This window comes from Shewanella alkalitolerans, from assembly GCF_019457575.1.
Taxonomy (GTDB): Bacteria; Pseudomonadota; Gammaproteobacteria; order Enterobacterales; family Shewanellaceae; genus Shewanella; species Shewanella loihica.
The window spans coordinates 2,163,426-2,182,004 of sequence record NZ_CP080422.1 but is presented as its reverse complement, the minus strand read 5'-3'; the positions used below and the strand labels follow the sequence as shown (position 1 = coordinate 2,182,004).

The 18,579-nt window shown below is 50.7% G+C and carries 17 protein-coding genes; 5 read left to right on the top strand and 12 right to left on the bottom strand.

Annotated features, from left to right (window positions below; all coding sequences use genetic code 11):
* Nucleotides 1-158 precede the first annotated feature (158 nt).
* Nucleotides 159-404, bottom strand: a complete 246-nt coding sequence (locus tag K0J45_RS09750) for a hypothetical protein (protein WP_220045125.1) — start codon at nt 402-404, stop codon at nt 159-161.
* Nucleotides 405-582: 178 nt separating this feature from the next.
* On the opposite strand from K0J45_RS09750, the gene K0J45_RS09745 reads away from it, so the two are divergent.
* Nucleotides 583-1,080: a hypothetical protein gene (locus K0J45_RS09745; RefSeq protein ID WP_220045124.1), complete on the top strand. Its 498-nt coding sequence runs from the start codon at nt 583-585 to the stop codon at nt 1,078-1,080.
* A 93-nt stretch (nt 1,081-1,173) separates the two neighbouring features.
* Here the strand turns inward: K0J45_RS09745 and K0J45_RS09740 are convergent, their stop codons facing one another.
* The gene (locus K0J45_RS09740) at nt 1,174-1,602 is read right to left on the bottom strand and encodes a GFA family protein (protein ID WP_220045123.1); all 429 of its coding nucleotides are present in this window, start codon (nt 1,600-1,602) and stop codon (nt 1,174-1,176) included.
* A 281-nt stretch (nt 1,603-1,883) separates the two neighbouring features.
* Here K0J45_RS09740 and K0J45_RS09735 point away from each other — a divergent pair, with 281 nt between their 5' ends.
* Complete coding sequence (locus K0J45_RS09735) at nt 1,884-2,297, top strand: GNAT family N-acetyltransferase (RefSeq protein WP_220045122.1); 414 nt, start codon at nt 1,884-1,886, stop codon at nt 2,295-2,297.
* 188 nt (nt 2,298-2,485) lie between these two features.
* Here the strand turns inward: K0J45_RS09735 and K0J45_RS09730 are convergent, their stop codons facing one another.
* Nucleotides 2,486-4,531 (bottom strand): dipeptidyl-peptidase 5, encoded by a 2,046-nt coding sequence (locus tag K0J45_RS09730; protein ID WP_220045121.1) that lies wholly within the window; start codon nt 4,529-4,531, stop codon nt 2,486-2,488.
* Nucleotides 4,532-4,707: 176 nt separating this feature from the next.
* Nucleotides 4,708-6,231 (bottom strand): fumarate hydratase, encoded by a 1,524-nt coding sequence (locus K0J45_RS09725; RefSeq protein WP_011865702.1) that lies wholly within the window; start codon nt 6,229-6,231, stop codon nt 4,708-4,710.
* 127 nt (nt 6,232-6,358) lie between these two features.
* Between K0J45_RS09725 and pabB the strand changes: the two genes are divergently transcribed.
* Nucleotides 6,359-7,792 (top strand): aminodeoxychorismate synthase component I, encoded by a 1,434-nt coding sequence (pabB, locus tag K0J45_RS09720; protein ID WP_220045120.1) that lies wholly within the window; start codon nt 6,359-6,361, stop codon nt 7,790-7,792.
* Nucleotides 7,793-7,809: 17 nt separating this feature from the next.
* Nucleotides 7,810-8,379, top strand: coding sequence for a CoA pyrophosphatase (locus K0J45_RS09715; RefSeq protein WP_220045119.1), 570 nt, complete (start codon nt 7,810-7,812; stop codon nt 8,377-8,379).
* 111 nt (nt 8,380-8,490) lie between these two features.
* On the opposite strand, the gene K0J45_RS09710 is transcribed toward K0J45_RS09715, so the two are convergent.
* Nucleotides 8,491-8,826 carry a hypothetical protein gene (locus K0J45_RS09710; RefSeq protein WP_011865699.1) on the bottom strand — a complete coding sequence of 112 codons (336 nt, stop codon included), beginning with the start codon at nt 8,824-8,826 and terminating at the stop codon, nt 8,491-8,493.
* Between the two features lie 261 nt (nt 8,827-9,087).
* On the opposite strand from K0J45_RS09710, the gene asnS reads away from it, so the two are divergent.
* On the top strand, nt 9,088-10,488 hold the full coding sequence (asnS, locus tag K0J45_RS09705; protein WP_011865698.1) for an asparagine--tRNA ligase: 1,401 nt from the start codon (nt 9,088-9,090) through the stop codon (nt 10,486-10,488).
* Nucleotides 10,489-10,630: 142 nt separating this feature from the next.
* Here asnS and K0J45_RS09700 read toward each other — a convergent pair whose 3' ends face one another.
* From K0J45_RS09700 to K0J45_RS09670, 7 genes are all read right to left on the bottom strand, one after another.
* On the bottom strand, nt 10,631-11,374 hold the full coding sequence (locus tag K0J45_RS09700) for an HNH endonuclease family protein (RefSeq protein WP_220045118.1): 744 nt from the start codon (nt 11,372-11,374) through the stop codon (nt 10,631-10,633).
* Nucleotides 11,367-12,617, bottom strand: coding sequence for an AAA family ATPase (locus tag K0J45_RS09695; protein ID WP_220045117.1), 1,251 nt, complete (start codon nt 12,615-12,617; stop codon nt 11,367-11,369). The genes K0J45_RS09700 and K0J45_RS09695 overlap by 8 nt, the downstream gene beginning before the upstream one ends.
* 223 nt (nt 12,618-12,840) lie before the next feature.
* Nucleotides 12,841-13,905, bottom strand: coding sequence for an FAD:protein FMN transferase (locus tag K0J45_RS09690; RefSeq protein WP_220045116.1), 1,065 nt, complete (start codon nt 13,903-13,905; stop codon nt 12,841-12,843).
* Nucleotides 13,902-15,239 (bottom strand): DUF3570 domain-containing protein, encoded by a 1,338-nt coding sequence (locus tag K0J45_RS09685; protein WP_258406829.1) that lies wholly within the window; start codon nt 15,237-15,239, stop codon nt 13,902-13,904. Before K0J45_RS09685 ends, K0J45_RS09690 begins: the two co-directional genes overlap by 4 nt.
* Before the next feature lie 175 nt (nt 15,240-15,414).
* A complete protein-coding gene (locus tag K0J45_RS09680) occupies nt 15,415-15,633 on the bottom strand; it encodes a DUF4266 domain-containing protein (RefSeq protein WP_220045115.1) in 219 nt (72 codons plus the stop codon).
* Nucleotides 15,623-16,192, bottom strand: coding sequence for a TlpA disulfide reductase family protein (locus tag K0J45_RS09675; protein ID WP_220045114.1), 570 nt, complete (start codon nt 16,190-16,192; stop codon nt 15,623-15,625). The genes K0J45_RS09680 and K0J45_RS09675 overlap by 11 nt, the downstream gene beginning before the upstream one ends.
* Before the next feature lie 223 nt (nt 16,193-16,415).
* Nucleotides 16,416-18,383: a VRR-NUC domain-containing protein gene (locus K0J45_RS09670; protein WP_220045113.1), complete on the bottom strand. Its 1,968-nt coding sequence runs from the start codon at nt 18,381-18,383 to the stop codon at nt 16,416-16,418.
* Nucleotides 18,384-18,579: the final 196 nt, after the last annotated feature.

The following is an 18,579-nucleotide window of genomic DNA, read 5'->3' as shown; positions in this document are numbered from 1 at the left end:
GCTCAGCGATATCTGAGCTCGCGGTGAATCACACAGCAAGCTACCGACCAGCGCTCTTGCTTAGTAAATCTCCCACGCTCTCTCTAATTCAACCTATTGGCAACCAGCCAAAGACGGTGCTAAGTTATTGTAAAATAAATTATCCCCTTTAAAGTTTGCTAGCAAAGCTGGCCAGGTGCGCCGAGCAAGGCGCGCACTTCTTTAGAGGTGATAGATGATAGGAGATACCAGATGAAAAGGACTCTTTGTTTACTCACTCTGAGAGCAATGCCTGTCGCTAAAAGTGCCTGTTGCTTGAGATGACTGTCGCTTGAAATGATTGTCGCTTGAGAAGCCGCTAACCGCATAGAAGATGACAAGTCATAACTGACGCCGACACTGAGATTCAAACTCAATACTCCCATAGCATTACACTCCTTCCCTTATGGAGTAATGCCATAGAAGGAAACGCCCATGAGCGCGATCAAGGACATACGAATCAACAAGTTCGAACTAAAATTAACTGACACGGATGACCCTGTCGCCCAAAAGACCAGCTGAGATCCGCTGAAATCTGGCGGCGCAAACTTTAAGACACAAGATATGGTCGAGACCCAAGGCCGGATTGTTATTAAGCACTCTGTCACGGCTACTATTTTATATTCGATGTTTTTGCTACCTGGTTTAGGGATATTTTTTATCGTCAGTCCCACCCTGTTTCTCGAAGGTGAATCTGGTGGTGGCAGCGCCATGGCGATACTCGGCGCCCTATTCATCGGGGTTAGTCTCTTGATGCTCTCCAGCAAGAAGCATATGACCTTCGATAAAGCCTTAGGCACCTATTTTTGCGGCAAAAGCTACGATGGCGCGAAAAGAGATGATCTCAGTCGCCAGGGACGACTCAGTGACATCTACGCGTTGCAGATCATCAGTGAATCTATACGTTCTAACAATCGGTCATCCCGCAGCTATGAGCTTAATCTGGTTTTTCGCGATGGTGAGCGAGCCAATGTGATGGATCACGGCAGCGAGTTAGAAATCGAAGCCAGCGCTAAACAGTTGGCCGCATATCTCGACCGACCACTTTGGAAAGCGACATAGATTTTTCAGGCCTCATCACAGGTTGCCGCTAAGGCAGATAACACGCTAAATTTGATAGGGTCTTACTGAGAAATGACGAGCCGAAAGAGATCGTCAATTAGATCTTTGCAATACGTTATTAAGGGTTTCCATGTCGGGCATTTCGTCAAATTGTGCTCCGCTGTCGCCAATAATGTCCCAATGGGCTTTAGACTCAACAAACAGATGCGCCACCACACGGCTATCTTTCGCATCATCGAGTAATCCAGCAGGGATCCAATACTGTTTTTTATTACTCATCAGGTGAGGGACTGTACTGCCGCACTTGCTACAGAAATCGGAACGATAACCGGTTTCAGTGATGTAGGACTTTACAAGGGACTCACCCTTAATCCATGTAAATTGCGCTTTATTAAGAAATGTGGCGGTATCTGACGAGGACGCAGACAACTTTCGACATAAAGAACAATGACACTGATAGAAATGAGGAAGAGATCCGCTTATGTAAAACTCGACATCTCCACACAGACATTTACCTTTCATCTTGACTAACTCTCCTGACACTAGGTGTGTTATTTAAAGAAATCTACAGGCCCACTGTTTTGATTGTTCGAATGGAACGCGCAAAAGCGATTCGCCTCCCAGATGATGCATACATCATGGAACATACGCGTCAGCCTTTGAAAATAGGAGGTTCACTGGCTATTCGTTGTCGTGGGGCTAAGTCTATTAAATACCCATTACAAATGCGTTTGACAAAATATCATAAAATGAATCAACGAGATAAATCTTTAGCAAGATGAGGAAACACCACAAGGAGAAAGATGGAAGTGAGAATAAGCAACCGGGCACCTGATCTCGAAGAGTTCATGACTTTGCGAACTGCAGTTGGCTGGACAAACCCCGAGCCTGGACTGGTTCAACAAAGCCTGAATAACTCGCTTTTTCACGTTTGCGCCCATATCGACTCAAAGCTTGTGGGTTACGGCCGTATTGTGGGCGACGGCGCTATGTATTTTTATCTGCAAGACATAGTGATCTCACCCGAGTATCAAAACCAAGGTGTAGGCAGATCTATTATGCAAGAGATAGAGAGTTTTCTTGCAGACAACGCCCTGCCCGGCGCCACCATTGGGCTGTTGGCCGCCTGCGGTAAGGAAGCGTTTTACGCTCGATTTGGCTACAGCCCCAGAACCGGGGAACCTCTCGGACTAGGCATGTGCAAATTTGTCGAATGAGGGCGCGATATAGGCAAACGATTGCTCACCCTACCCGCTTTTCTCTGAAAGCGCATGAGAACTAGACTAGGGCAAGCGCTATCCGGATACAGAAACGCACAAAAAAGCCAGAACTGAGTTCTGGCTTTTTATTTTCTATGATCGGGTGACTAAATTATCACCGGAAACTTGCGAGTCATAATCTCGGCTTACTTCTTGGTCCAGCGATCCATCCAGCCCAGTACGTTGGCGTACCATTGCTCTAGGTTGTCTGGGTTAAGGATCCAGTGGTTCTCATCTGGGTAGATAAGCAATTCAGATGGGATCCCTTTGCGCTGCATGAAGCTAAACGCCGCCAGGCCCTGTCCATAAGGTACACGGAAGTCCTTCTCACCATGGATCACCAGCATAGGTGTCTGCCAGTTATCGACATAGTTAACCGGGTTAAACTTCTCGAACAACTCCTTGTTGTCCTGGTAGGTGCCACCGAACTCATACTCAGGGAACCACAACTCTTCGGTCACATAGTACATAGAGCGCATGTCGAACAGACCCGCGTGGTTAACCAGACACTTGAAGCCGTCATTCCAGTTACCTTGGATCCAGTTCATCATATAGCCGCCGTATGAGCCACCCAGGGCGCAGGCGCGATCGCCATCTAACCATTTCTGCTGAGCAGTAACCGCAGCCAAACCTTTCTGCAGATCTTCCAGCGGCTTGCCGCCCCAATCCTTAGAGATAGAGTCGGTGAAGGCTTGACCATAACCGGTAGAACCGTGGAAATCGATCATCACCACACCGTAACCGGCACCCGCCCAAAGTTGAGCGTTCCAGCGGCTGCTGAATGAGTTGCCGAATGAGCCTTGTGGGCCACCGTGTACCAAGAAGGCAACGGGATACTTCTTACCTTGCTTGTAGTTAGCAGGCTTGATCCAGTAACCATAGACCTCTTCGTTGTTCCAGCCCTTGAAGCTGAACTGTTCAAACTCGCCAAACTTGATCTTGGCCAGGTTATCTTTGTTCACCTCAGTCAGGCGATTTACATTCTGACCGTCGAGAGACATGGTATAGAGATCGCCCGGCTCAACCAGACTCTTGTGGTTGAAGACGATCTTGTCGCCGGTCACCCCCAGGATGCTGTTGCTGCCATCGTTGTGCAGCGTCTTCACGTCACCAAACTGAGTGTTGACCTCGAAGATGCTCACCTGGCCCAGGTCCTGCGCCGTCACATAAAGTGTGCGGTTATCTGCGCCGAAAGTCAGCGAGCTTGGGCTGCGATCCCACAGCGGCGCCACTTCTTTCTCTTGGCCGGTCACAGTGTCACGCAGCATGACGCGGTAACGATCCGCCTCGAAGCCAGGCTTGCTCATGGCAAGATACGCCAGATAACGGCCGTCGGCCGAGAAGGTTGGCTGGGCGTCCCACGCCTTATTGCTCTCGGTCAGGTTTTTCGCCTCACCGCCCAGCACAGAGACCTGCCACAGGTCGTAGTTGGTTTCCCAAGCCTGTGACTTGCTTGGCGCCTTGGCGCTATAGACCACATACTTACCGTCTGGGGTAAAGGTCACCTCTTCCATGCCTGAAAATGGCAGTGGCGGAGTTTCGGTGTCCAGGCCTTTAGTCACATCCACGGCAGTGTCGATCATCTTGCCATCAAGTTTTGCCACAAACAGGTGGCTGCGGCTGTGATCGCCCCAGGTATCCCAGTGACGTACCATCAGCTGCTTGTATTCGCGGCCGGTAGATTTACGCTCGGCTTCTTGCTCTCGCTTGTCGGCGGTGCACTTCAAGGTGTCACACTCAGGGTAGACACGCATGTTCATCACGACCTGAGCGCCATCTTGAGACAGCTTAAAGCCTTCAACGTCCAGCGGCAGATTAGAGATCTTAACCGCTTCGCCGCCATCGAGTGCCAGCTCATACAGCTGTGAGCTGCCATCGCGCGCCGCCAGGAAGTAGATCTTCTTATCGTCTGCGCTAAAGGCAACGCTATGCTCAGTGCCTTTGGCCGAGGTCAGGCGTTTTACCTTGCCATCGGTCAGCGACTGAAGATAAAGGTCAGATTGCGCATCACCCTTATCATCAAATTTTTTAACTGCATACACGATTTTAGTGCCGTCATTAGACAGTGCACTGGAATGCAGCTTATTCATTTTAACGAGATGTTGTACCTTGAAAGGCTCGGGTGCTGCGGCGTGAGCGCCAGACACCAGACCGGCTGTCGCCAAGGCAAGTATGATTGCAGTTTTTTTCATTGTTATAGTCATCTTTATGGTTGAACGGCAAGGCGACAATGCTTAATGCTAAGAAAAGGCGCCTAAAGCCAAAAAGTGTCGCCAAAATACGCAACAGACACTAAACAAAAATGGGGGGTTAAGCAAGTCGCCTGACTCACCTAAAACCCACCCACTTCTTCATGCTTTACTCTGGGTTAGGCAAGTTTGACTCGCCAGGTGGCAGGGCCGGTTTCGTGAGCATTGACCCCTTCGCTGTCTACGGCAACGGTAACCGGCATATCGGTCACGTCGAACTCGTAGATGGCTTCCATACCTAAGTCTTCGAAAGCAACAACGCGTGACTTCTTGATCGCCTTAGACACCAAGTAGGCGGCGCCGCCTACTGCCATCAGGTAAACCGCCTTGTGCTTCTTGATAGACTCGACGGTGGCCGGGCCACGCTCTGCCTTACCTATCATGCCCATCAAACCTGTCTTATCCAGCATCAGATCGGTGAACTTATCCATACGGGTCGCCGTCGTTGGACCGGCTGGGCCAACCACTTCGTCACCCACAGGATCGACCGGGCCAACGTAGTAGATAAACTTACCGGTGAAATCGACGCCTTCAGGCAGGCCTTCGCCGCTCTCGATAAGGGTTTGAATGCGCTTGTGGGCCGCGTCACGACCGGTAAGCATCTTACCGTTTAGCAGCAGCACATCACCGCTCTTCCACTGCTCGATGTCAGCTTGGGTAACGGTATTAAGATCCACGCGGCGTACGCCCTCGCCCGCTTCACGGGTGATCTCTGGCCAATCTTCCAGCTTAGGCGTCTCCAGCTCGGCTGGGCCTGAACCATCTAGGTGGAAGTGTACGTGGCGAGTCGCGGCGCAGTTAGGGATCATCACCACAGGCTTGGAGGCCGCGTGGGTTGGCGCCGATTTGATCTTGATATCCAGCACGGTAGTCAGGCCACCAAGTCCCTGGGCACCTATGCCTAGCTTGTTGGCGCGCTCGAAGATATCCAGGCGCAGCTTCTCTTCGGCGGTTTCGGCGCCCTTGGCCTGTAGCTCGTGGATGTCGACAGGATCCATCAGGGCCTCTTTGGCCATCACGGCCGCCTTCTCGGCGGTGCCGCCGATACCTATGCCCAGCATGCCTGGTGGACACCAGCCGGCGCCCATAGTTGGAAGTGTCTTCTCGACCCACTCGGCGATATCGTCTGATGGGTTAAGCATTACCATCTTAGACTTGTTTTCCGATCCACCGCCCTTAGCGGCGATGGCGACTTCAACATGGTTACCCGGCACCATCTCGACGTGTACCACAGATGGAGTGTTGTCTTTAGTGTTCTTACGGCCACCGGCAGGATCGGCAACGATAGAGGCGCGCAGCGGGTTATCTGGGTTGGTGTAGGCGCGTCTTACCCCTTCATCCACCATCTGCTGCACTGTCATGTCTGTCTTGTCCCACTTGACGCCCATGCCGATCTTAACGAAACAGGTCACGATACCTGTATCTTGACACAGCGGGCGCTTGCCTTCGGCGGACATACGAGAGTTGATCAAGATCTGCGCGATAGCATCTTTTGCCGCCGCACTCTCTTCGCGCTCATAGGCCTCGGCCATGGCATCAACGAAATCTTTAGGGTGGTAATAGGAGATATATTGTAGTGCGTCGGCGACACTCTCGATGAGGTCCGCTTGCTTGATGATGGGCTGTTCTATAGTCACAGACATTTCCTTACTCACGTTTTGGTTATTCACCGCCCTTTTGCAGGGTCGCGTATTTTTTTTGAATCCGTTCACAATATGATACTCTTTCGCGACTTTTAGGGGAACATCACATTTTAGATAAGGGTTATCGATGGATTTTTCGTCGACTCAAGGCGTTGCAGTGCAAAAGTTAGACTGGCAACTCTCCACCATTGAGGTATTTGACTGCTTCGCTCACCTGCCCTGGGCCATATTGCTGGACTCCGCCGGCGCAGATCATATAGACGCCCGGTACGACATCATCAGCTTCGATCCTCTGGCCACCATCACCAGCCAGGATGGTGTCACCCAAACCAGGCATCTGCGTCCCACTGCGGCGACCGCTGCTGGGAAAAACAACGCTAAAAACAGTGATGAAACTAGCCAAGACGATCCCTTTTCGATATTACAAGCGGCAATAGCCGACTATTTCCCAATTCAGCATGCCTGTGAGCTGCCCTTCAGCGGCGGCGCCCTTGGCACCTTTAGTTATGATCTGGGCAGACGCATCGAAAAGCTCCCCGCCACCGCGGCCAAGGATATCGCGCTTCCCGAGATGAATGTCGGCCTCTATGACTGGGCGCTGCTGTTTTGCTACCAGAGCCAGACATGGTCTCTGGTGCACTATCGAGGTGAAACGGCGTTTAAAGAGCGTCTAGCAGACTTAGAGGCGAGGCTAGATTCGCGGTCAAGCGGACAAGCCAATGGTGAGGAGTTTGCCCTGAGCCGCGGCTGGCAGGCTCAGATCACTAAGGACGAATACAAAGATAAGTTTGATCGGGTGCAGGATTATCTACACAGCGGCGATTGCTATCAGATCAACCTGACTCAGCGTTTCGAGGCCGAGTATCGCGGCGATGAGTGGCAGGCCTACCTGAAACTCAGGGCCAGCAACAAGGCACCCTTCTCCGCCTTTATCCGCTTGGATAAGCACGCCATTCTCTCCATCTCGCCCGAGCGCTTCATCAAGCTTAAGGGCGATGCCATAGAGACCAAGCCGATCAAGGGCACCATGGCGCGATCCAGCGACGCAGAGGCCGATAAGGTCGCCGCCGAAGCCCTGGCGGCATCTGAGAAGGATCGCGCCGAAAACCTGATGATCGTGGATCTGCTGCGAAACGATATCGGCAAGGTAGCAAGCCCTGGCAGCGTGCGGGTGCCCCATCTGTTTGCCATTGAGAGCTTCCCGGCGGTGCATCATCTGGTAAGCACTGTCACCGCCAACCTCGCTGCGCCCAACAGCCCCTGCGATCTATTAAGGGCGGCGTTTCCCGGTGGCTCTATCACGGGCGCACCTAAGATCCGCGCCATGGAGATCATCGAAGAGCTGGAGCCGTCGCGCCGCAGCCTATACTGTGGCTCCATCGGCTATATCAGCCAAGACAGGCAGATGGACACCAGCATCACCATACGTACCCTGGTGGCCGAGCCACCTCGTCTCTACTGCTGGGCGGGTGGCGGCATTGTGGCCGACTCGCAGGTCGATGCAGAATATCAGGAGAGTTATGATAAGGTGAGTAAGATCCTCCCCATACTGAGTCACTGACAAGTAATTAGGCAATTATGACACTGGACGAGTTTAAACGGCGCTACGCTCTGCACCAACTGCCCATAGACACAGGGCCGCAGATCCATCGCACATTGCGACAGGCCGCCGTGCTCGTTCCCCTGATGGAAGCCAGTGGTCAGCTGGAACTGTTGCTCACTCGCCGGCCCACTCACCTAAGGGCCCATCCGGGGCAGATAAGCTTTCCTGGCGGCAAGGTCGAAGAGAGTGATGCCAGTTACGCTGACACCGCCCTGCGTGAGGCGTTTGAGGAGATCGCCCTGCCGCGAGACAATGTCGAGGTGCTGGGCCAATATCCCATGTTCAACACCTTCACCGGCTTTGCCATCGCGCCCATCATAGGTGTAATAAGAGAAGCCTTTGAGCCTGTGTTAGATCCCGGCGAGGTGGATGAGCTATTCAGCGTGCCGCTGAGTTTCCTGTTAAATCCCGCCAATCGCATACAGAAGCAGTTTTCCCGCCGCGGCGTGAATTACCCCGTCTACTTCATCCCCTACGGCGAATATTTCATCTGGGGCGCCACTGCCGCCATGATAGACAGACTCTGCCGCCAGATAGGCAATTAACGAGCGAGCTAAGTTCGTTCTAATGAAAAGCTAACAACGCTACACAAGCCAGCACTTCGTCTATGCATTTTTTCAAACTGCGAATACTGTGATCGATTGCGGACTGACGCCCTAGACAAAGAACTTGAGATAGAGACCTGCAGCAGTAGAGGTTAACAAGAGCAGTGGGATATTGAACCAGTAGCCCATGCGGCTGTGGTGGGCCACATAGAAATTAAAGGCCAGGTTGATCAAACTGATGGCGGCGCAGCTCCAGATCACATACTCCAGCCTCAGGGTGATGGTGGGATCCCAGGTAAGCCGCACGCTAGCCCCTTTACTGAGAAAGTAGCCCACGGCGCGATCCGGTCTGGCCTCACCAAAGAGGAGCAGCGCGTACACGGCCAAGGACCAACCTAAGATCGACAAGGTGCCTAAAAAAATCTGGAAAATTTTGACTTTTTTCATCTAGCCCCCTGACATCTAGCCCACTGAATTAGCTGGCCATATTTTAAGCATAACAAGCTTTCCAGCCTAACACCATTCGCGGATAAACCACAGATTAAGGCCCCTTTTTCACGGCGCTTACGCCTGCCTTGGCTGAAATGCCCATTTTATTTGCCTTTAGGCCAATCTATCTGCTGTTTTTTCCTTGAGAAAAGCCACCAGCAAGGTAATATAAACCTCCAAAATTTTTAATAAAACGTTTCGTTGGAGAACTAAGCAACAATGAGCATTGCATCTGTCGCTTCTGTATTTAAGGGTGATTTTGCGGTTGGTTCGCAAGTTACCGTTCGCGGTTGGGTAAGAACTCGCCGAGATTCCAAGGCCGGCATCTCTTTTCTTGCCGTATATGATGGTTCCTGTTTTGATCCCATTCAGGGCGTTGTGCCAAATAGCTTAGACAATTATAACGACGAAATCTTACGCCTCACGGCCGGTTGCTCAGTCGTGATGACGGGTGAACTAGTAGAGAGCCCAGGTAAGGGTCAAGCATTTGAGATGCAAGTGACTAAGGTTGAGGTTACGGGTTGGGTTGAAGATCCTGATACCTACCCGATGGCGGCCAAGCGTCACTCAATCGAGCATCTGCGCGAACTGGCTCACCTGCGTCCACGCACCAACATCATTGGCGCCGTGGCCCGTGTTCGTAACTGTCTGTCTCACGCCATCCACAACTTCTACAACGAAGAAGGCTTCATCTGGGTATCTACCCCGCTGATCACCGCCTCTGACTGTGAAGGTGCCGGCGAGATGTTCCGCGTCTCGACACTGGATCTGGAAAACCTGCCACGCACCGACGATGGCAAGGTCGATTTCAGCGAAGACTTCTTCGGTAAGGAATCTTTCCTGACGGTATCGGGTCAGCTGAACGGCGAAACCTACGCCTGTGCACTATCTAAGATCTACACCTTCGGTCCGACCTTCCGCGCCGAAAACTCAAACACCAGCCGCCACCTGGCAGAATTCTGGATGGTTGAGCCGGAAGTGGCCTTCGCCGATCTGAACGATGTTGCCGGTCTTGCCGAGCGTATGCTGAAGTACTGTTTCCGCGCCGTGCTTAACGAGCGTCGTGACGATCTCGAGTTCTTCGCCCAGCGCGTCGATAAGACGGTTATCGAGCGTCTAGAAAGCTTCGTTAACAGCGATTTCGCCCAGGTAGATTACACAGACGCCATCGAGATCCTAAAATCATGTGGCAAGAAGTTCGAATTCGATGTCGAGTGGGGTATCGATCTGCAGTCTGAGCACGAACGCTACCTGGCGGAAGAACACTTCAAGGCACCTGTGGTCGTGAAGAACTATCCAAAAGATATCAAGGCCTTCTATATGCGTCTCAACGAAGATGGCAAGACAGTAGCGGCCATGGACGTACTGGCTCCTGGCATCGGTGAGATCATCGGTGGTGCCCAGCGTGAAGAGCGTCTGGACGTGCTAGATACCCGTCTGGACGAGATGGGTCTGAGCAAGGAAGATTACTGGTGGTATCGTGACCTGCGCCGCTACGGCACAGTGCCACACTCGGGCTTCGGTCTGGGCTTCGAGCGTCTGGTCTCTTACGTGACCGGCGTATCGAACATCCGCGACGTGATCCCATTCCCACGCGCGCCAAAATCAGCAAACTTCTAGAGCCGGAGAACTTCTAAGCAAGTGCTGTAAAAAAAACGCCCTACGGGGCGTTTTTTATGGGCGCAAGTTTCAGTTAGCAATATCTATGGACTAACGCTCGCGTAAGACGCGCGAGGCACGAGCGTCGTACTTGACGCGCTTGTTATGCATATTCAAGTAATCGCTTTGCATTATGATAAACTTGTGACTTTTCCAAGAAGTCGCGGCAAAAACTTGAATACTTTTCTCCAGGATAAGTTAATGTTTCAATCGTCTCAACTGCTTCTCTTAACTTTTTTATTCGATTTGCTTTTTTTCTTTCTGTATCGGCATTTTTAATCTCTTCAAGTGCCTCATCTATTGCTCTAGAAAATATTCTCAAAGATACTAATATTTCTGCCCTTGGTTTCCAAAGCCTTACGGTGTTTAGACCGCATACTTCAATAGTTTTATCAGCAGATTCTTTCAGCGACGATTCGACAGCTTTAATTTCTATATCTTCAAAATAGAAAACATCTTTTGGATCGATGTCGTAAGGGTTGATAATGGGTTCAATCCCTGTATCGTGGCTGTCTTTAGAACCATTACATTTCCGGCATGATGGTAAAAAATTGTTCCACTCAAATGTAAGTTCTGGATATATTGATTTGGGTTTGAAGTGTTCAACTTCAACATTTCCCCCTTCACTTGGTATACATTCACAGAAGGCACACTTCCCATACGAACTCTTTATTAAAGCACATCTTACGTGTTCATTCCGATAGTGGGATATGAGTTTTTGCTTTTCTTTTTCCGGTATTGTTTTATACGAACCATAACTAGCTATAGCGTCCTTAAGATTTTTAAGCCATGTAGCCTTATTATCGACCATGTACTGTGGCTCTGGCTCTCTATTCAATTTAATCATTCTGCAAAGCCACCATGGATGCTAGTCTAGTCTTTAATACTGTGACTATTGAGTCGCTTGGGTGACAAACCGCAGCAAGGTTTTCAATGGCACTGTTTAACCCTTGCACTGAGTTGTCATCTATCTGTTGTAATGCGGCTGCTACTAGCTCTTCATATAGCTTATTGTCTAAGCTCTTAACCCCCATTATTTCAGATAGTATTTGATCCGTATTCCATCCAGAGAACATATGTTCAGAAGGCTTCAGATCATAAATTTCATTCCCATTTTCAGGCATTACAATAACTTCATTTTCTCTTGCAGAAGACAAAAGATGAGGGGAATGTGTTGTCACAATGAATTGGATTAGCGGGAATATCTTTTCAAGACTATCTCGAATGGTAAGTTGCCACTCAGGATGAAGATGAAGATCAAGTTCATCAATCAAAACCGTTCCTGAAGCATTTTGAACTATTCGGTCGCCGTCCACTCTGCTGCCTTCAACCCATTCAAAAATATTAGCGATAATTGATAGGACAGCTTGAAAGCCAGAAGACAACTCTTCTAGGTAACATTCATTACCATAGATTGAGAAAACTGGCTCTAAGTCCTTACCTATACGAACAAATGTAAATTCACTTTCAAAAGGGCCAATACTAGGAAGACATCTAACCAAGTGATTCCAGTTTTCCCTTTCTTCAATAGCCCAGTCTTTATCTATCATAAAATATCGATTCACTAACCACTGCTTTATATCTGAGTTCCAATCCCCATATAAAGACTTGGTGCTATTTGAAGTGTATGTGGATATTTTTTGATCCAGAGTCTGCTCTCTAGACATTCCTGAGATTCGTTTGTACTTAATACTTCTATTTGCACCAATGAAGAGAGGGCAAAACGATTTAAAATTATTGCTTGCATCAATAACATTCAGGGATGTTCTATTTTCTTCCTGAGTCGGAGCATTCCATTGGCGCCCTGTTGACTCGCGATATGCTCCTGCTTTTAAAGAGTTCGGACCTAACCCTACTCTGTACAATCTATTGTTATCATTTATATCAGTCCAAAACTCTGACTCCTCTTCAAATCGCGAGTAGGCAAAATTCCCATGATGAAAACAATGTGAAATGCAAGCAAGAATAGATGTTTTTCCACATCCATTAGGACCAGCCAAAAAATTGAACCCCTTGTTAAAAAACACATTAATTTCACTGAATTTTCTGACATGCTTCACATGCAATTTTTCTATGTATGAACTATTCAAAAAAACTCCGTTTGTATCTAATGCATAACATTGTATTAGTGCGCATGCGCATCTATTTGGCAAAACACGCATGCAGATTGAGTAAACCTATTGTTCATGACTTACTAAACTAAAGTTATTGATTTTTAAACACTCTACCAAAATCCTGCGGGATAAACGAGCACCAGAATGGGCAAAGTGCGCATGAATATTGACTCAGTGCCTCACCTTAAATATCTGAAAGCTAGCCACGGATGATGTGATGAACGACGCCCTGACGAGATAGAAAGTCTTCGGCTCCTTCCCCCTGTAACATGGCCAGGGTCGCCAACATGCCCGCGACCACACACTGAGGCGCAAACACGCTGACCGACAAGGGCGCTCCCTTTACGGGATAGCCTGTACTTGGGTCGATGATGTGGCCGTAGCGTTTGCCCTCATGAATAAGGTAACGTCGGGAATGACCACTGGTGGCCAGCGCACCAGATTTCAGCGTCACCACACGTGCCGGGGTATCTAGCTTGTGGGGATCTTCAATGCCTATGTGCCAGGGCTGCTCGCAACCGAGAGAGGCAATCATATCTCCGCCAAGATTCACTAAGAGATCATATTCGGGCAGTTCACGTCGCAGCACCTCTATGGCCCTATCGGCGGCATACTCCTTGGCTATCCCGCCGAGATCGATCCCCATGCCATCGGGTAGAAAGAGGCGCTGCTCCTCAATAATCAGCCGCTCAAAGCCGACGCATTCAAGCGCCATCTCTATCTGGCTGTCACTCGGCGGAGTTGCACTCTCCCCAACGCCGAATGGCCAGAGGGCCAATACGGGCTCTGCGGTGACATCAAAACAGCCTTGGCTAAGTCGGTAGCAATGCTCGGCAAACTTGAGTAGCCCAAGGGTTTCATCGCCGATCGCTTGCCAGTCTCCGGCGCCGCGATTGATTTGAGTTAATACGCTGCTGTCGCTAAAACGGTTGTACTTAGCCTCGATGCGCTTAACCTCGGCCATGGCGCGGCCGAAGGCCTGAGTTATTCGCTCTTGGCCAGTCCTGTCAGCTTGAGCCTTGTCACCTTGAGTCTTGTCACCTTGATCCTTGTCACCTTGCGCCTTGCTACCTGCTTGCTTAGGACGCGCCAAGAACTCACAGCGACTGGCCATGGCCATGAACTCGCCTTTGAGACCCTTAAGGTTTTTGTGTCCATATTGGCTATCGGCGAAAGCATGGTCGCTTTCATCCGAGATAACCGCCAGCTGATTGTCTAGATCAGCAAGCGACGACAGTTTGAGACCTTCATATGTTGAGATCAAAATCGCATTCCAAATTGCAGCACTATGGCATCGAGGCGCGGGAACTGATCGAAACTGGCGAGCTCACCTGGCAACTCGACACCCGGGTTTTGTGGGCGCTGCTGATAGTAGGCCAGACGCACACTGGCCAGCATCCCCTGCTCTAGCCTCTGGCCATATTTAACGCCTATCGTATAGGTCTGCATCTTCCCCAGACGATGATCCGCCGAGGCGAATTCGGGCAAGGGCTCGCCCTCAGTGAGATAGAGGTGATAAAACTCGGCCGCATCCTGCAAATAAACTCTAAACTGCCATTGCCAATAGGCGGCGCCGCTGAGGTTGTAACGATAACGGGCGTCGAAGGTATGAGCCTGCAGCGACCAGTCATCATTACTGTAGCGATAGGAAAAGGTCAGTGTGCCGCTATCTAAGGCGCCCTTGGTCATGAGATAGAGATTGTGCTTGAGTCGCTCGTCGGGGCGCTGCTCATAGTGATAGCCAAGGGCCTGCCCTCTACTATCGACCCGGCTAACCACCTTGTAGGCATCTGTCAGATAGCCATTGACGGCCGAGAGGCCATAACTCAACAGGGCCTGCCAGCGACGATTCAGGGTTTGGGTCACCCCTACATTCAGATCGAGCGTGCGCTTAAGGGCCGTATCGTAATAGCGGGTGGCATCGAATGCCTGCCTAAACTCGGCCTCACTGGCAAAGTCTTTACGAAACACCATCTCGCTCATCCCCACGGGCCGTCCGCCCACTGGATTGACGATATCGAAATAGTAGGCCGCTCCGGCAAACACCTGAGTATTACTCTGATTAAAGGAGTGCTCGAGCCCTGCATTGATACCGAGTGAGGTGTAATCATATTCGCGAGAGAGATACCCACCGAGACTGGCCTGCCACTTGGCAGAGAAGAGATGCTGCCAGTTGGCGCTGAGCTGCAAGCGGGTGTCTTTGAAGGTGTCATCCAGCGGCAGTTCTCCGGCTCTCGCCTGATAGACGCCGGTACCCGAAGGCCGGGTAAAGCTTTGGGGGCTTGCCTGGATCACGGCGCCATTGGCCGAGGCGCCAGTTAGGGCGTCCAGTGCTATCTTGCCGCGAATAATATTGGCGTCATCCAGCGCCTGACGATAGTTGATGATCCCTTCTGCCGCCGTGACTCTGTCCTGCTCCTGATAGTAGACTAGGGCCGCATCTATGGTCGCACCGGCGAGCGGAACGCTCGCTTGTTCCTCTTGCTCTACGGCATTATCACGCGACTCGGCGGCTTGTTCGCCTGCAAGCGCACTGTCACTGGTTACCGCCGCGCCGACACCGAGAAACAGACTGCTGGCCATCAGCAGAGATGCCATCACAGACTCACTTTCTAGCGAGGCACTTTTTGCAGATGCGCTTGTTACCGTGGCACTTTTTACCGAGACGCTTGTTACCAACGCGCTTTCTACTGTCCCGAATTGATTTTGTGTCGGCCTGTCCTTCATGTCGCTCAAGCGATCTTCCTTATTCCCTGTTATCTCTTAAAACAACCTAGTTACAACCACAGCCACCACCGGCAAGTGTGCGGCCGCCGCTGGCGCCCTCCTTACTGAAATAGATATGATCTTCTATCGCCATATCCATCTCATCTGCTTCTAGCTGCATATCCTCGCGGGCAAACTGCCCCCGCTCCCAGGGCTTTACGCCGAAATTGGCGCAGCCAGACAGCAGCGCTACCAAGATGAGCAGCAGCGTTAAATCAGTTCGCATCGGCTGACCTTTTCTTCAACAAAGATTGTATCTCCCGCTCGACGGCAACTTGCTTGGACTTGAAGAAACCCAGATGCTCGCTGACCAAGTGCCCGTCGCTATCAAACAGATAACTGCTGGGCATCCCCTGCAGATTAAAGTGACCGGCAACCTCCCCCTTGGGATCGTAGAGGATATCGAAGCTAGTGTTGAAATCGGCCAGAAATGGCCCTGCCATCTCACTCTCTTCATCGAGATTGATCGCCACGATCGCCAGCCCTTTATCGCCATAGCGTTGATGCATCAGCTCCATCCAGGGAAAGGAGTCACGACAGGGTGCGCACCAGGAGGCCCAGAAATCCACATAGACCACCTTGCCCTTATAGGACTCAAGAGACACCTGCTCGCCGCTTTGTGTCTTAGCGCTCAAGTCCAGACGCGGCGCAGCGTGACTCGGCAGCACCATAGACAAGCTAACGAGCATTGCCATCGACAGCCAAAGAAGCCTGGCCATCATGAGGGATCTCATTCTCCCCTCTACCGACGGCAGAACGCCTTGCATCTTCTGTTCTCGTGACATCACTAATCCTTCACTGCTGATTAACCACTTTCTTTCATAGCTTTCTTTAAAGCTTGTACCGGGCGGACTTTACTAACAAAAGTCTCCTATCTTATTAACGAGGTTAGCAAAAAATCATGGTATTAGGACAGCGAAAGATGCCTTTATCACCACTTCGCAAGAAAGAGTATGCGTTATGAAAACGCCTGAGCGAACACCCTTTTTTAGTCAAGGCTACTCAATGTTAGTCGAGCCAAGAGAGATAGCAGACGCTGGCCTTAACGCCGTTGCGGTTAAACCAGTCCAGCCAGATTGTCTGATTATCTCTTAGGGCATCTCCCGGGCCCTTCACCTCGATAAGCTCAGCTGTGACTCTACTATCAATTAAGTTCGGCGCCCCGTCATCGATTGCTAGATTCTCTGTTGCTAGAAGCTCAGTTGCTAGACGTTCGGTTGCAAGATGCTCGGCAGTTAGATGAAAACAGATAAGATCGGGAAAGCCCGCTCGGTAATAGCGCAGATCGAACAGCATATGTCGAAATAGTTTCGCTAAAAAGGCGCCGCTGAACGCCTTTAGTGCCAATTGCAGGAGAAGCGGTATCTCATCGTTTTCTCGACTATTCGTAAGATCGAGCTCAAGTAGATCAAGCTCGAACAGATCAAGGCTTTGCCCCTCAAACAAGGGCCAGTGTACCCAGTCGTTGGTGATGCCGCGTTTCTGATAAAAGTGATCCGTGATCATCTGGGTGTCACCCGAGGCCAATGCCGCGAGACGTTCCTCGATAGCGATTTTACGCCGTGGGTAAAACTCGCTCTGGTACATGTCGCTCGGCCTGCTCTGATAGGAATTAGCGAAGGCGCCGCCGACATCGGCGAAGATGATGTCCCAGAAGGCCAGGCCAAACAGGCTACAGAAGAGGCGATTTTCTACTTCGACACAAAAACGCAGCTTACCACCCTGCATAGTACTCAAGTGTCTGGCGGCGCATTGCTCGACGCGCTGGGCGTTTGACTCTCCGCCTTCAAGGCTCTCATCATTTGCTGTGCGCTGACACTCAAGTTTGAAGGTATCAAACTCCCCTTGCCAAGGCTTGGGCGCCGCCCGTCCCAGGCTGCGATGAAGGCTTTTCTGCAAACGCCTGGCGACCAGACGCTCACTCTCCTCCATAGGAGACGCTAACATCAGCTCTACAAATTCTAACGCATCATCATCACGGCCAAGCTTATTCAGGCAGCGAGCCTGGCGCTCCCGGCTCGGCGGTCTCTCTGTGTTAGCGTACAGGGCTAAGGCGCGCTCAAAATGACCCAAACGCTCTAATTGGCGCGCCGCCATTAACCAGAGCCCCTGAGTCATGCGCTGCAGCTTTTCATTGCCAGCCTCTTTGGTGAAATCGGGCAGCTCGGTGATTCTTTGACAAAATGAATCAAATTTTTCGATGCTAATGTCACTGGGCTTGCCGCTCAGACCACCCTCTTCAAACTCATGGTATAGCTTAGACAAGCTATACAACCCCTCTATCTCGGCTCGCGTGTTGAAGCTGCGACTGGCGATGCTGGTCGAGTAGGATTCAAAATTATGAATACCAAGATCGGCCAAGATAAACTGACTCAAGGACTGATTCATGCGCTCAAAATAGAGTAATTCGAAGCGGCGATAGACGGCCTGAGAGCTAAGGCAAAACCAATGCTCCTCAGGTGCCAGTTTGCTTAGCAATTGAGATAATAATCCTGCACCTTGAGCATACTCGACAAGCTCACTCTTCTTTAACCGCTTGATATCCTTAACCAAGGCTTGGCTTATCTCAACCAAGGCCTGGCACAGTTCCGCCTTAGTGCTCTTGTGCAGCAACCAGGACTCATCGGGCTGCTCATAGCAGATAAGACTTTGCTTACAAAGCTCGGAGATGGCCCCTGGAACCCCTTCGATCTCACTGTAATTGAGCTGAGCATTACAGAACCAGGGGCCCTTGCGGGAGATAAGCCTGACAAGCAGGCACTGGGCATCAGGGGTCAAGGCTGAGAAGGTATCGATGAAGCCGAGCTCGACCTCATCGAGGAGATCGCCATAGCGGCGAGCGACGCCCTTAAGCATTAGCTGAAAATTGCTGAGGTAGTAATAGGTCGGCAGCACCTTAGCCGTACTTGACGCTGCTCCACTTATCCGTACTGGGTTTTTAACCCCTACTGGCTTTTCGTTCTCTCGCTGCGTCATTGAGGTTCAGATCTCTCTATTTGATAGCGTTGTCTTGGTCGCTCTATCTTGGCCAATTCTCATCCTCTAAGCAGCAATTATACTCTTAGTGATGGTGCTTTTTTAACTGCCCCTACAAGTCTCTTTACTCGCTTACTAACAAGTCTATTTACAAGTATGAGAAGTTGAAGCACTCTTAGCAAAATAACAAAAAGTG

Coding starts and splice junctions, on each gene's coding strand:
- K0J45_RS09750 (WP_220045125.1), bottom strand. CDS start 404: ATGGGAGTATTGAGTTTGAATCTCAGTGTCGGCGTCAGTTATGACTTG.
- K0J45_RS09745 (WP_220045124.1), top strand. CDS start 583: ATGGTCGAGACCCAAGGCCGGATTGTTATTAAGCACTCTGTCACGGCT.
- K0J45_RS09740 (WP_220045123.1), bottom strand. CDS start 1,602: ATGAAAGGTAAATGTCTGTGTGGAGATGTCGAGTTTTACATAAGCGGA.
- K0J45_RS09735 (WP_220045122.1), top strand. CDS start 1,884: ATGGAAGTGAGAATAAGCAACCGGGCACCTGATCTCGAAGAGTTCATG.
- K0J45_RS09730 (WP_220045121.1), bottom strand. CDS start 4,531: ATGAAAAAAACTGCAATCATACTTGCCTTGGCGACAGCCGGTCTGGTG.
- K0J45_RS09725 (WP_011865702.1), bottom strand. CDS start 6,231: ATGTCTGTGACTATAGAACAGCCCATCATCAAGCAAGCGGACCTCATC.
- pabB (WP_220045120.1), top strand. CDS start 6,359: ATGGATTTTTCGTCGACTCAAGGCGTTGCAGTGCAAAAGTTAGACTGG.
- K0J45_RS09715 (WP_220045119.1), top strand. CDS start 7,810: ATGACACTGGACGAGTTTAAACGGCGCTACGCTCTGCACCAACTGCCC.
- K0J45_RS09710 (WP_011865699.1), bottom strand. CDS start 8,826: ATGAAAAAAGTCAAAATTTTCCAGATTTTTTTAGGCACCTTGTCGATC.
- asnS (WP_011865698.1), top strand. CDS start 9,088: ATGAGCATTGCATCTGTCGCTTCTGTATTTAAGGGTGATTTTGCGGTT.
- K0J45_RS09700 (WP_220045118.1), bottom strand. CDS start 11,374: ATGATTAAATTGAATAGAGAGCCAGAGCCACAGTACATGGTCGATAAT.
- K0J45_RS09685 (WP_258406829.1), bottom strand. CDS start 15,239: ATGGCATCTCTGCTGATGGCCAGCAGTCTGTTTCTCGGTGTCGGCGCG.
- K0J45_RS09680 (WP_220045115.1), bottom strand. CDS start 15,633: ATGCGAACTGATTTAACGCTGCTGCTCATCTTGGTAGCGCTGCTGTCT.
- K0J45_RS09675 (WP_220045114.1), bottom strand. CDS start 16,192: ATGTCACGAGAACAGAAGATGCAAGGCGTTCTGCCGTCGGTAGAGGGG.
- K0J45_RS09670 (WP_220045113.1), bottom strand. CDS start 18,383: ATGACGCAGCGAGAGAACGAAAAGCCAGTAGGGGTTAAAAACCCAGTA.